The 13,539-nt window shown below is 43.3% G+C and carries 10 protein-coding genes and 1 tRNA gene; 6 read left to right on the plus strand and 5 right to left on the minus strand.

The window, feature by feature from the left end; genetic code table 11:
• Window positions 1-6 precede the first annotated feature (6 nt).
• The 3 genes from B6A27_RS07915 to B6A27_RS07925 all read left to right on the plus strand — a co-directional run bounded on the left by B6A27_RS07915 (window position 7) and on the right by B6A27_RS07925 (window position 3,294).
• Entirely contained in the window at window positions 7-2,391 is a 2,385-nt protein-coding gene (locus B6A27_RS07915; RefSeq protein ID WP_080861173.1) for a heavy metal translocating P-type ATPase, read from the plus strand.
• 22 nt (window positions 2,392-2,413) lie between these two features.
• Window positions 2,414-2,620 (plus strand): copper chaperone CopZ, encoded by a 207-nt coding sequence (gene copZ / locus B6A27_RS07920; protein WP_066149004.1) that lies wholly within the window; start codon window positions 2,414-2,416, stop codon window positions 2,618-2,620.
• A 122-nt stretch (window positions 2,621-2,742) separates the two neighbouring features.
• Window positions 2,743-3,294, plus strand: coding sequence for a DJ-1/PfpI family protein (locus B6A27_RS07925; RefSeq protein WP_066149757.1), 552 nt, complete (start codon window positions 2,743-2,745; stop codon window positions 3,292-3,294).
• Window positions 3,295-3,519: 225 nt separating this feature from the next.
• Here the strand turns inward: B6A27_RS07925 and B6A27_RS07930 are convergent, their stop codons facing one another.
• The 5 genes from B6A27_RS07930 to B6A27_RS07950 form a co-directional block, all read right to left on the minus strand.
• The gene (locus tag B6A27_RS07930; protein ID WP_080861175.1) at window positions 3,520-4,428 is read right to left on the minus strand and encodes a DMT family transporter; all 909 of its coding nucleotides are present in this window, start codon (window positions 4,426-4,428) and stop codon (window positions 3,520-3,522) included.
• A 176-nt stretch (window positions 4,429-4,604) separates the two neighbouring features.
• Window positions 4,605-5,102, minus strand: a complete 498-nt coding sequence (locus B6A27_RS07935; protein ID WP_080861177.1) for a DinB family protein — start codon at window positions 5,100-5,102, stop codon at window positions 4,605-4,607.
• Window positions 5,103-5,211: 109 nt separating this feature from the next.
• Window positions 5,212-6,429, minus strand: a complete 1,218-nt coding sequence (locus B6A27_RS07940) for an MFS transporter (RefSeq protein WP_080861179.1) — start codon at window positions 6,427-6,429, stop codon at window positions 5,212-5,214.
• 24 nt (window positions 6,430-6,453) lie between these two features.
• Complete coding sequence (locus B6A27_RS07945) at window positions 6,454-6,894, minus strand: MerR family transcriptional regulator (RefSeq protein ID WP_066149766.1); 441 nt, start codon at window positions 6,892-6,894, stop codon at window positions 6,454-6,456.
• Between the two features lie 269 nt (window positions 6,895-7,163).
• On the minus strand, window positions 7,164-8,168 hold the full coding sequence (locus tag B6A27_RS07950; RefSeq protein WP_080861181.1) for an LLM class flavin-dependent oxidoreductase: 1,005 nt from the start codon (window positions 8,166-8,168) through the stop codon (window positions 7,164-7,166).
• A gap of 529 nt (window positions 8,169-8,697) precedes the next feature.
• On the opposite strand from B6A27_RS07950, the gene B6A27_RS07955 reads away from it, so the two are divergent.
• From B6A27_RS07955 to odhB, 3 genes are all read left to right on the plus strand, one after another.
• Window positions 8,698-8,769 (plus strand) — tRNA-Gln (locus B6A27_RS07955).
• 302 nt (window positions 8,770-9,071) lie between these two features.
• Window positions 9,072-11,930, plus strand: a complete 2,859-nt coding sequence (locus B6A27_RS07965) for a 2-oxoglutarate dehydrogenase E1 component (protein ID WP_080861183.1) — start codon at window positions 9,072-9,074, stop codon at window positions 11,928-11,930.
• Between the two features lie 42 nt (window positions 11,931-11,972).
• The gene (gene odhB / locus B6A27_RS07970; protein ID WP_080861185.1) at window positions 11,973-13,238 is read left to right on the plus strand and encodes a 2-oxoglutarate dehydrogenase complex dihydrolipoyllysine-residue succinyltransferase; all 1,266 of its coding nucleotides are present in this window, start codon (window positions 11,973-11,975) and stop codon (window positions 13,236-13,238) included.
• Window positions 13,239-13,539: the final 301 nt, after the last annotated feature.

Raw genomic sequence — 13,539 nt, forward strand, 5'->3', positions numbered from 1 at the left:
AGGGCCATGAGTCAACAAAAGCATGTAACAATGAAAATTACAGGGATGACATGTGCCGCTTGCTCTAATCGAATTGAGAAAAGGCTAAATAAGATGGATGGGGTACAAGCTACGGTGAATTTGGCGATGGAAACGGCAGCGGTTCAATATGATTCCTCCAAGCAAACCCTTGCAGATATTTCCGGCCAAATTCAGAAGCTTGGATACGGTATTGCTTACAAAAAAGCGACATTCGATATTGAAGGAATGACATGTGCCGCTTGTGCAGCAAGAATTGAAAAAGGATTGCAGCGAATGGATGGCATCGCTGATGTCGCGGTCAACTTGGCGACGAATCGTGCTGTTGTCGAGTATTATGAAGGAATGGTGACAATCGAACATATCGTAGAGAAGATGAACAAGCTTGGCTATAAAGCGCAAATTCAAGATAGCAAGCACAAGTCTAAGCAAAAGCAGCACCAAAAACAACCGCTGCTTTTTGTCTCTATTGCCTTATCGTTGCCGCTTCTTTATACGATGATGGCGCATCTGCCGATCAGCACAGGCTTGCCGATGCCATCATTATTGATGAACCCATGGTTTCAACTTTTTTTAGCTACTCCAGTGCAATTTTATATCGGAGCTCCTTTCTATATGGGGGCGTATCGGGCGCTGCGCAACAAGAGTGCGAATATGGATGTACTGGTCGCTCTCGGCACGTCAGCGGCCTACTTTTATAGCTTGTATGAAGCGGTACAAGCCTTTATACATCCTGGGTACGTGCCAAGTCTCTATTTTGAAACAAGCGCGGTATTAATTACGCTTGTACTTGTCGGCAAATACTTTGAAGCGTTGGCAAAAGGAAGAACGACAGAAGCGATTACTAAACTATTGAGCTTGCAGGCAAAGGAAGCAATTGTGCTCCAAGATGGTCAAGAAAAGAGAGTGCCGATTGAGAAGGTGCAGGTTGGTGATCTTCTCCTTGTCAAGCCTGGAGAGAAAATTCCAGTGGATGGACTTGTCGTTTCTGGATCATCGTCTGTCGATGAGTCAATGATTACCGGAGAATCGATTCCTGTTGATAAAAAAGAAGGAGATGTTGTCATCGGAGCTACTATTAATCAACAAGGGGCACTAACGATTCGGGCAGAAAAGGTCGGAAAAGATACGGCACTTGCCAATATTATACGAATTGTTGAAGAAGCGCAAGGCTCCAAAGCACCCATCCAGCGCCTTGCGGATGTGATTTCGGGAATCTTTGTTCCCATTGTGGTCGGCATTGCTTTAGTAGCGTTTGTCATCTGGTATGCTTGGGTGATGCCAGGAGATTTGCCAAAAGCGCTTGAAGTAGCGATTTCTGTACTTGTCATTGCGTGTCCATGCGCTCTCGGTCTTGCTACTCCGACGTCCATCATGGTCGGGACAGGTAAGGGAGCAGAGCAAGGCATTCTTTTTAGAGCGGGAAAATCATTAGAAATGGCTCATAAGATCCATACCATTTTGTTGGACAAAACAGGAACCGTGACAAAGGGAAAACCGGAGGTAACCGATATCCTTGTGCTGCAAAATGAAATGCTCAGCTATGCCGCTTCTGCTGAAGGTGTTTCTGAGCATCCATTAGCACATGCTATTGTCGAATATGCGAAGCAGCAACAGATTCCGCTGAAGCCTGTGGACTCTTTTTCCGCTATTGTCGGCCATGGTCTGAAGGCGTTGGTCGAGGGGAAAGAGGTAATCGTCGGAACGCGCAAACTGATGAAGGAATACGGAATTGCGTTTTCCATGTATGAAGAAAAGCTAGTTGAATTTGAAAAGCATGGAAAAACAACAGTGATGGTTGCCATCGAGGGACAGTTGGCTGGTGTAATTGCCGTCGCTGATACTGTAAAAGCAAGCTCAAATGAAGCGATTCAAGCACTAAAGCAGCTCGGTCTGGAAGTATGCATGGTGACAGGAGATAATCAACGGACAGCAGAATTCATTGCTCACCAAGTGCAGATCGATCATGTATACGCAGAAGTGCTTCCAGAAGAGAAGGCGGATCTTGTCGCGAAACTGCAAAAACAAGGGAAGCAGGTGGCGATGGTCGGTGACGGCATCAATGATGCGCCGGCTCTGGCGAGAGCGGATATTGGCATAGCGATTGGCACCGGTACCGATGTTGCCATTGAAACAGCGGATATCACATTAGTTGGTGGAGATTTGCGCCATATTCCGAAAATGATCCAGCTGAGCCACAAAACAATGAAAAATATTCGTCAAAACTTATTTTGGGCTTTATTCTACAATTCAATCGGCATTCCGATTGCGGCGTCCGGTCTATTGGAGCCATGGATTGCCGGCGCCGCCATGGCATTCAGCTCCGTTTCAGTTGTGGCGAACGCGCTTCGCTTGAAGCGTGTGAACATATAAAAATAAAAGGGAGGAATTCATCATGACCGTTACATTGCAAGTAAAGGGAATGACATGCGCACATTGCAAAGCCGCTGTGACGAATGCTTTGCGCGAGCTTGAGGGCGTGCAGCGCGTGGAGGTACACCTTGAGAAAGGAACAGTGGATGTTGAATATGATGAAGCAACAGTGAAGCTTGAAGCGTTAAAAGAAGTGATTGAAGAACAAGGATATGATGTAGAATCATAATTTTGCGCGGCATCTTCTCATTTGAGAAGATGCTTTTTTATGCTATTATTAGGACATTTTTCTTTTTTTGTTTTTCTATTATGATAGAGATGTAAAGAAAAAAATGGTAAGGAGGAAGGATCATGAGCAAAAACGTATTAATTGTCGCAGGTGATGCGGTGGAGGCGCTAGAAATATACTATCCGTACTACCGGTTGCTGGAAGAAGGATATCAAGTAACGATTGCTGCTCCTAAGAAAAAGAAATTGCACACCGTTGTCCACGATTTTGCTAATTGGGATACGTATGTGGAAAAGCAAGGATATTTGATCGAAGCGCAAGCTGCCTTTGCTGATATTGACCCAAACGATTATGATGGATTAGTGATTCCAGGCGGACGTGCTCCTGAATATATTCGGCTTGATGCGGATCTTCAGCGAATTGTTCGCCACTTTTTTGAAGCAAACAAGCCCATTGCTGCTATTTGTCACGCTTCGCTTATTTTTGAAACGATGCCAGATGTAGTCAAAGGTCGCAGTTTGACAGCTTATATTGCCTGCAAGCCAGGGATGGAGGCATTAGGGGCAACCTATGTATCCGACCGTACGATTCATGTTGATCAAAACCTTGTTTCTGCTCATGCTTGGCCAGACTTACCAATTTTTATGCGCGAATTTATCCGTTTACTTCAATAGAAAAAGCAGGATTCTAGATTGTAGACAAAGCCAAAAGACAGGCTTTGTCTACAATTATACATATTCAGCATCCCCGCATAAAAGCGTTTGTCAGAAGTCTGAATCCCCCTTATCTTAAAGGGGGATTGTTATGGGAAACCCATATCGTAACATCCAATTCGTCTGTTTTGCATGGTGATTGCGAAACAGAGCTTGATGCCGGGCGGCGTGAGAACTTTCCTCTTGTTAATGTCCAGATGAGACGGTTGCGTCTGTTGAACGAGAAGCTTTTGTCTTAGGAATAGAGGTTGCTAAATATACGCCTGTTAGCACAAGCGCACCGCCGACAAGCTGTGGCATGGAAAGTGAATCGCCTAATAAAAAAATGATCAGTGCGGTAAAAACGGCAATAAAATTTAAGTAGATGCCAGCATAGCTTGGTCCTACTTTTTTCACCGATACATTCCAAAACAAAAATGACAAGACGGATGGAAATAGACTAATATAAAGAATCCCGATGCTGCCGCCCTTGCTTAGTTCATGTAATGAAAAAGGATGAAAGAACATAAAAGGAAGAAGCGCAACAATGCTAAAAAACACTGAGAAAGCTGTGGCTGTAATAGGCGGTACAGCTAATTTTCTTCCCATAATCGAATAAAGCGCCCAAACTACGCCAGCTAATAGCATCATTAAATCACCAAGGTTGTAGTTTGCTTGAAAAATGAATAGCAAATGTCCTTTCGTTAAAATAAAGAGGACACCGATCAGTGAAACAGCAAAACCAAATAAGTTCATTAGGGTGATTCGTTCCTTCAATAAAAAATAGGAGAACATCACGATAATGGCTGGATTAAGGGCATTGACAATGGCCGCATTCATTGGCGACGTGTATTGAAGCGCCCCATATAAGAGCAAGTTATAACCAATAATTCCGAGAATGCCGTTGACAAGCAGCGGCAGCCACCAGCGTTTCAACACCTCGGTGTAACGCGGACGTTCCAACAGATAAGTAAGCGGAAGAAGGAAGATCAAGGCAATGCACCAGCGAATAAATGTCAGCCATAAAGGTCCCGTTTCTTTAATCACCTGTTTTCCGACGACATAATTGCCCGCCCAAAACAAATTAGCAAGCAGCAAAAATAATTTTTCCCTCAGCGGATTTTCCTCCTTTACTATCTGTCTTATATCCTGTATTTTTCTTGTTTTACATATGTTTATATATATAAGTTGGAATGGCTTACTTAATAGATAGAGTCGACCGATCGTCAGGAAAAGGGATCATCGTCTGTTCACATTCCAATGATTTTTTTGTTCATTGAGACATTTTGGTGCTAGCCTTTTTTTCTTGGAATCGTTAATGTTTTCCATTCTGTAGATGTTAATTGCTTAGCGATATAAACAATCTGGCCGATATGGTACGAATAATGATACATTTGCCGTTCAATGGCTTCTATCACTGAATGCGGTTCATGGCGAATCGTAACCGTGCGCAGCAGATCGCTTTCGCTAATGGTGTTTAATGTAGTCAAAAAAGTATGCCATCCTTTTTCCCAACATATTAAAACCTCATCTCTGGTTGTGAACTCATTTATAAATTCGTCGTCCCGGTTTCTATTAGGTTTTTCACCGTCAGAATGAAAAAAATTCGTCCAGCGGGAAATCATGTTTCCGCTTATATGCTTGACAATGACAGCTACACTATTGGTTTCTTCATTAAAGGTGTGGAAAAGCTGATCGTCAGACAGCTGTTCCATCGCTTTCTCAGCTGTTTTTTTCATATCCATAAATCGGTCCTTAACTACTCGCAAATATTCTTGAGCAACGTTCATAGGCTCGCCTCCCTGGTTATTTTTATTCTCTTTGCATGAGCGATGTTCCTTTTTCACTTCGTTATGAAAATGTAAAACCCCGCTTCGCGATGGGGAAGCGGAGTTAGATTTAATGGGCAGCTGATGCTGTGTCGATATGCTGAAGATGTCTGCGCCCTGACAAAATAGCGGCGACCCCACAAGCGACCACCAATGCTCCAACATAAAAAGGAACGTGCGGATTATACCATTCCGCTAGCTTGCTAGCAAGCCATGGACCGATTGCGCCAAAGACAAAGCGAATAAAGCTGTAGGCAGCAGAAGCAGTAGATCGTTCCACTGGAGCCGCCAGCATAACGGCCGTTGTCATCAGCGTGTTATTGACACCTAAAAACGCACCTGCGATAACCACAGCGCTGATTACGGTCATTTGCGAGGATGTCCAAATCCCCATAACCAAAAGCGTCAGCGCGAAACATAGTAGCATCGCACTCATAGAGCCCACAGTGCCAAAGCGGTTTTGGAGCTTTGGGGCAACGAAGACAGAAGTAATGGCGAGCAGCAGCCCCCAGCCAAAGAAGACGAAGCCGAGACCATGCTCATTTAAATTCATAACAAATGGTGTATAAGCCATTAAAGTGAAAAAACCAAAATTATAGCAGAGTGCGGCAATTCCTAATGTGAATAACGAACGATATCGCAGCGCTTTAAAGGGATCGGCTAGAGAGGTGCGTGTTTTAGGCTTCGGCAACTTTGGCAATAAGATGACAATGGACAGAAATGCCAATGCCATTAAAACACCAACGCCTAAAAAAGGACCTCTCCATGAGATCGAACCTAATTCGCCGCCTAATAGCGGTCCGACCGAAATGCCGAGGCCAAGGGCTGCTTCATATAAAATAATGGCTTTAGCTGGTCCGCCGCTAGATAAGCCAACAATTGCTGATAAAGCCGTTGCGATAAATAGGGCATTTCCAAGTCCCCATCCTGCTCGGAATCCGACAAGCTGTTCAATCGTACTTGACAGCCCGCCGCAAACAGCAAAAATGACAATCAAGAGAGTTCCTGATAGCAATGTCCATTTTGTTCCTAAGCGGCTTGAAACGAACCCAGTAATCAGCATAGCCAGTCCGGTAATCAATGTATAGCTGGAAAACAATAATGAAACCTGGCTGGGAGAAGCATGCAACTTACTGGCAATGGCTGGTAGAATCGGGTCGACAAGACCTAATCCCATAAATGAGATGACACAGGCAAAGGCGACAGCCCATACGGCCTTTGGCTGGTCGAGCAGTCTGCCGCTTCGGGATTGAACCTCTGTTTCGATTGGCGTAGATGCGGATTTCATACTGGATCCCCCTTTATGAAATGACTATTTTGATAATTCTTCATCAATCTTTACGATCGCTGCTCGCGCCCGTTCGCGAAGCGTAACTAATTCCGTTTGAACAGACATGATTTTATGAATTTTCTCCTCGATCATTTGGAGCTGGTCGTCAAGAAGATGGATAATTTCTATTAATTTTTCTTTTCGCTCTCGCGGCTCGGTTACTTTTTTGTAATCCGCTCGCTGATTTTCTAGTGTGTCTCTGAGAGAAAGGAAGTGGTGCAACTCCTGCAATGAAAATCCGAGCACTTCTTTCGCTATCGTGATCTTTTTCAAAAACTCGACATGATCCTGTGTATAAAGTCTCGTACCTCCTTGGCTGCGGGGAGGAGGGGGCAGCAGCCCAATTTCTTCGTAATAGCGAATCGTTCGTTTGCTAAGCCCGCTTAATTTGGCCACTTCGTCAATTTTTAATAATTCCTCCATTTGAACATAGACCTCCTGTCAATTAGCCATTATATATAAATTTAACGTTAACGTCAAATTTATACATAAATATTATAGATAAATTAAGATGGATAGATATTAAAATATAATGTTAACGTTATATTTTATATAGTATGATGAGAAGTATGAGAGAATGCCCATAGTGAATGATTGCGCCCAAACAAACCGTCATGATGAATAGAAACCCCTCGCCGTTAACAGGAACAAAGGCGAGGGGAATGAATCATCTAGAAAATAGCGGGCATAAGCTATGACATCATTTCTTTGGCGATAAGCTCAAACGATCGAAGCTTGTCTTGAAAATCATAAGTAATGGTAACAAGCATAATTTCATCAGTCTTATATGCTTTGCTTAAATCGATTAATTGCTGCTTCACTTGACTTGGCGTTCCAACAATCATTCGCTTACGGTTTTCTTTTATGCGTTTGATTTCGAACGGGCTATAAGAATAGGCGGCAGCCGTTTCTGGGCTTGGAGTGCCTGTTGCTTTCATGCCTTGTTCAATCATTAAAAGAGAAAGGTCTAAGCTAGACGCGATCCGTTCCGCTTCTTGTTCTGTTTCGCCACAAATCACAAAAGTAGCGACCATGCTTAATGGCTGTGATAAATGGCGGGAGGGAATAAACCGCTCATGATAAAGCTGGGTATAGTACTCTCCTCCTTCTCCATTAATGAACCGTGCAAAGACAAACGGTAATCCTTTTTGGGCGGCTAAGATGGCACTTGCAGAACTGGATCCTAGCAGCCAGACGCTTGGAGATTCTTGAATATGAGGAGTAGCCTTTAACCCATAAAAGGGGTGAGCGCTATCAAGATCATCATGCAAGTAGCCGAGTAAGTCATCAATTTGCTCAGGGTAGCGATCGACATTTCTTGGTCTTCCATCATGCAAAGCCATGGTAGCCAGAGGCATGCCTCCTGGGGCTCTTCCCAGACCTAAATCGATGCGGTCTGGATAAAGACCTGCTAATACCTTAAAATTTTCCGCTACCTTATAGGCGCTGTAATGCGGCAGCATCACGCCGCCGGAGCCGACGCGAATGCGATTGGTTTTTGCTGCGATGTGAGCAATTAAAACTTCTGGAGAGGAGCCGGCCAAACTTTGTGTATCGTGATGTTCTGAGACCCAAAAACGAACATAACCCAGTTTTTCAACAAATTCAGCAAGCTTTGCTGTATTCGAAAGAGCCTCTTCTGCTGTCATTCCTTGTGAAATGGGTGATTGATCTAACACACTTAATTTTAAACGCATCGAATAGTTTCCTCCCTTAAAAGCTGGTATTTACTATTATTAAGCGGCTATAAGAATATGTCTATTGATCTGCTTAGCAAGCGGACGTCTTTACTGTATATATCATGAACGAATAGGAGTGGCAAACATTCATAAACGGAAGGAAGAGGAGAGTTGAGTGATTGGCTTTTCCATTATCCATATGGCGTCCAAATTGGTCATGATCTGTTCATTTTAGAGACAAAATTCGTGCATCAATTGATCGCTATAAATGACAATGGATTTCTAGCATTTGTTCCCTATTTCTTCTGATGACTCGAAATGTTGCTGCTTTTTCATTGATAGGGACTTGTCAATCTGAATCTGTATAGTGGCGCACTCATAGGTAGTTTAGCAAAAACGATAGGAGTCAATTTGTTACTTCCCCGTTTTATTGTATACGGTTATTCTAACTTGGTTATACTACAATTGAGCACGGTGGATATGCCAGTGGCACTCCAGCATATCATTACATAGCATCATCATAAAAATTTGTTCTCCTGTATATCAATGGGCTATAGCCAAGCGGTAAGGCAACGGACTTTGACTCCGTGATGCGCTGGTTCGAATCCAGCTAGCCCAGCTATCTCAATTGGAGCCATTGCGATTTTCTTCTTTACATTACATTTTGTTTGTAAATTTTGTTTCTAAAGAAGAAATAAGCATGGCTCTTTTTATGTTTTTTTTATATAATGAGTACGGACGAAAAGTTAGAAAAGTAATAAAAATCAAGTTATTTGGATTTTCGTCTAAATCGTAGTAAAATGGAAATGAAATCGGTTTATCTTCCATTTCAAGTGTGTAGATATTTGAATTCAAGAAATGGTTTTGTGTCTCGCTTGTTGATGGAAGAATTCGTAATCAGTGCTGGAGGGTTATCTAAAAATGAACACGCTTAGTGACAGTAGCAGAAGTCCATGGGAAAAATTTCACGGTCCAAATCTCGGATACGTCATGGAGATGTATGAGCAGTATGTGCAGGATCCTAACTTGGTTGACGAAGAGCTAAGGAGCCTGTTCGACCGTTGGGGACCGCCTGAGTTGGCGGACGCAGGTCGTTATGACAACCAAAAAAGCATAACGGTTGACTCTTATGTTTCGTCAAGTGCATTGGAAAAATGCGTCCAGGCTGTTAAGCTGGCGGAGCATATTCGCGTTTTCGGCCATTTGGATGGAAAAATCAATCCGTTAGAAACGGAGGAACAACGTTCAAAGGCACAAATAGATCTGCAAAAGTTTGGGTTGACGAAAAAGGATCTTTTATCAATCCCAGCTTCCATTATAAGTCCATATTTGCCTAATCATATAAAAAATGCGTTTGAAGCCATTGAATATTTAAAAGAAGTTTACACATCTAAACTTACGTTTGAATTTGGCCATGTTCAGGATGAGGAAGAGAAGAACTGGCTTTTGCGGATGGTAGAATCAGGGGAGTATCGTCCGGTCGTTTCCAACGAAAAAAGAGTCGAAGTTCTTAAGCGTTTGACAGAAGTGGAAATTTTTGAGCAATTTTTGCATCGGACATTTGTAGGACAAAAGCGTTTCTCCATTGAAGGGGTTGATACGCTTGTTCCGTTGCTCGATGAAATCATTTCTGAGTCTGTACAAAAAGGCATCCAATCGATTAATATTGGAATGGCCCACCGCGGTCGTTTAAATGTTTTGGCACATGTGTTAGGAAAGCCGTATGAGATGATTTTTGCTGAATTCCAGCATGCGCCAAATAAAGAATTGATCCCATCTGAAGGATCGATCGGAATTACATATGGATGGACAGGAGATGTGAAATACCATTTAGGGCTTGATCGAAAAATTAAAAAAGAAAATACGGTTCGTGCTGTTATCACTTTAGCCAATAACCCAAGCCATTTAGAGTTTGTCAATCCAGTGGTGGCCGGTTATACGAGAGCTGCACAAGAGACTCGAAACAAGCCTGGTTTTCCTGAACAGGATGAAAATAAAGCGCTTGCTATTTTAATTCATGGCGATGCCGCATTCCCAGGTCAGGGGGTCGTCGCAGAAACGTTAAATTTAAGCCGATTAAGAGGCTATAAGACGGGTGGAACGATTCATATCATCGCTAATAATATGATTGGATTTACGACAGAAAGCGAAGATTCTCGCTCTACCAAATACGCGAGCGATTTGGCAAAAGGCTTTGAAATTCCGATTGTTCATGTGAATGCGGATGATCCGGAAGCCGTGCTGGCCGCTGCCCATTTAGCCGTCATTTATCGGCAAAAATTCAAAAAAGATTTCTTGATTGATTTAATCGGCTATCGCCGTCACGGTCATAACGAGATGGATGAACCAGCTGCGACCAATCCATTAATGTATCAAATCATTCGCAAGCACCCGACGGCTCGCAAGCTTTATGCAGATCGTCTGGAACAGCTTGGAATTATCTGTTCGGCAGAAGAAGTAAATCGTTTTAGAAAAGAAGTAGAAACAAAACTGCAATCCGCTTATCAAAAAGTGGCCAATGTGAAAGAAGAGCTGGATTATGAAATGAATCCGCCGGAAGTAGCGGAAAAAGGCATTCCAAAAATTCATACAAGCGTACCAGCTGAGGTTTTGGAGCAAGTGAATCGCGAGCTTGTACAATGGCCAAAGGGTTTTCGTGTATTTAATAAGCTTGAACGGATTTTGCAACGTCGCATTCATGCTTTTCAAGAGAACAAAATCGATTGGGCTCATGCGGAGGCGCTTGCGTTTGCAACCATTCTTCAGGAAGGCATTCCGATTCGACTATCAGGACAAGATTCAGAAAGAGGAACGTTTGCCCAACGCCATTTAATTTTACATGATGAAAAAACAGGAGAGAGATTCTCGCCATTGCATCAATTGTCTGAAAGCAAGGCCTCTTTTGCGGTGCATAACAGCCCGCTATCTGAGACGAGCGTGCTTGGCTTTGAATACGGCTATAACGTTATTGCCCCAGAAACGTTAGTGATATGGGAGGCTCAATTTGGAGACTTCTCCAACTCAGCACAAGTCATTATCGATCAGTTTATCTCGTCTGGAAGAGCGAAATGGGGACAAAAATCGGGGCTTGTCATGCTTCTTCCGCACGGGTATGAAGGACAAGGGCCTGAGCATTCAAGTGCTCGGTTAGAGCGTTTCCTTACATTGGCAGCAGAAAATAACTGGACAGTTGCCAATATGACGAAATCATCGCAATACTTTCATATTTTGCGGCGACAAGCACTTGTTTTACAAAAAGAAGAAGTGCGTCCACTTGTAATTATGTCGCCAAAAAGCTTGTTGCGTCATCCATTGGTCGTATCCGGAGCTGCAGATTTGAGCGAAGGAAGCTTCCAGCCAGTGTTGCCACAACCGGGATTAGGACAAAATCCAGAGAAAGTGGAACGATTAATTTTATGCTCAGGTAAAATCGCAATCGATTTAGAAGAAAAATTGGCGGAAGTTGCAGATCGGGAATGGTTCCATATTTTAAGAGTGGAAGAATTATATCCGTTCCCAATGAAGGAAATTGCTTCTTACATTCAGCAGTTCCCGAATTTAAAAGAACTAGTATGGGTACAGGAAGAGCCAAAAAATATGGGCGCTTGGAATTTTGTTGAACCAAGATTGCTTACATTAGCTCCAAGTGGTGTACATGTTTCTTATATTGGCCGGAGACGTCGTTCAAGCACAGCAGAAGGGGATCCGGTCGTTCATAAGAAGGAACAAGCAAGAATCATCAATCAAGCTTTTGTGCGTTCATACGTTCATCATATTTAAATTAAAAATATAAAGTGAGAAGGGCGAAAGGAGATAATCACGGTGGCAGAAATCAAAGTACCAGAATTAGCAGAATCAATAACAGAAGGAACGATTTTTCAATGGTTAAAAAAACCAGGCGATTTCGTTCAAAAAGGAGAACCGCTTGCCGAATTAGAAACAGATAAAGTGAACGTAGAATTAATGTCTGAGGAATCGGGAGTCATCACGCAATTGTTGTTTAACGAAGGGGACACGGTAAGAGTAGGAGATACGATTGCGATTGTATCAGAAGGAGCAGAGGCCGCTGCGCCACAAGCAGTGGAACCGGCGCCGCAGCCAGAAGCGGCAGAGCCTGTTCAACCGGCAGCCGCCCAATCGGCCCCTGCTTCCGTTGAGGAAGGAGAAGCAAAATCTGTTCAGCGTCCAATTGCTTCACCGGCGGCAAGAAAACTGGCTCGTGAAAAAGGAATCGATTTGACTCAAGTAACGCCAGTTGATCCGCTTGGCCGTATACGTAAGCAAGATGTAGAAGCTTACGCAAGCCAGCCGGTTCCAACGATTCAGCCAGCGCCAGCCGTTGAAGCTGTCAAGCCGTCGCAGCCTAGTGCGGCAATGGATCCAGAGAAACCAGTCGAGCGAATGAGAATGTCTCGCCGTCGCCAAACGATTGCAAAGCGGCTTGTCGAAGTTCAGCATACAGCAGCTATGCTGACAACTTTTAACGAAATTGACATGACGGCTGTCATGAATTTGCGCAAGCGTCGGAAAGATGCTTTTTATCAGGAACACGATGTGCGTCTTGGCTTTATGTCATTTTTCACGAAAGCGGTTGTGGCCGCATTGAAAAAATATCCGCTGCTCAATGCGGAAATTCAAGGCGATGATATCATTGTGAAAAAGTATTATGATATCGGGGTAGCGGTATCTACCGAAGAAGGGTTAGTCGTGCCTGTGGTGCGTGATGCCGATAAGAAAAATTTTGCGGAGATTGAACGTGAAATTTTACATTTAGCGACAAAAGCGCGTGAAAACAAATTAAGTCTTAAAGACTTACAAGGCGGTACGTTTACCATCACAAATGGCGGTGTGTTCGGTTCGTTAATGTCGACGCCAATTTTAAATGGTCCGCAAGTTGGTATTTTAGGAATGCACAAAATCCAACTTCGTCCTGTAGCGATTGATGAAGAGCGCATGGAAAATCGTCCGATGATGTATGTTGCACTCTCATATGATCACCGCATTATCGACGGAAAAGAAGCCGTCGGTTTCCTAGTAAAAGTGAAAGAACTTCTTGAAGATCCAGAGCAGCTTTTATTAGAATCATAAGAACCACGATGGATGGGGTGTCTAATCAGTCGATTTTCCGGCTGATAGGCGCCCCTTTCTTTCATCTTTTTACGTCGTCCGCCGAGAATCTCCCACCTCTTAAGTGTAAGCGGAGGAGGTTTATGATTTTTCATCAAGAAGGATGGGGGATAAAAGCAATAGCCGTGTTTGTTTTGTATGGAGCAACATGATCTACCGTCTGGATAAAGTTCTAAACGCCATGAACTCTATCATCTATATCCATTAGCTAGTTTGTTGCAAAAATGAAGAATGTTTGATGACAAGGTTAATGTTCTGCCGA

The sequence above is a fragment of the Anoxybacillus sp. UARK-01 genome (assembly GCF_002075365.1).
GTDB classification, from domain to species: Bacteria; Bacillota; Bacilli; order Bacillales; family Anoxybacillaceae; genus Anoxybacteroides; species Anoxybacteroides rupiense.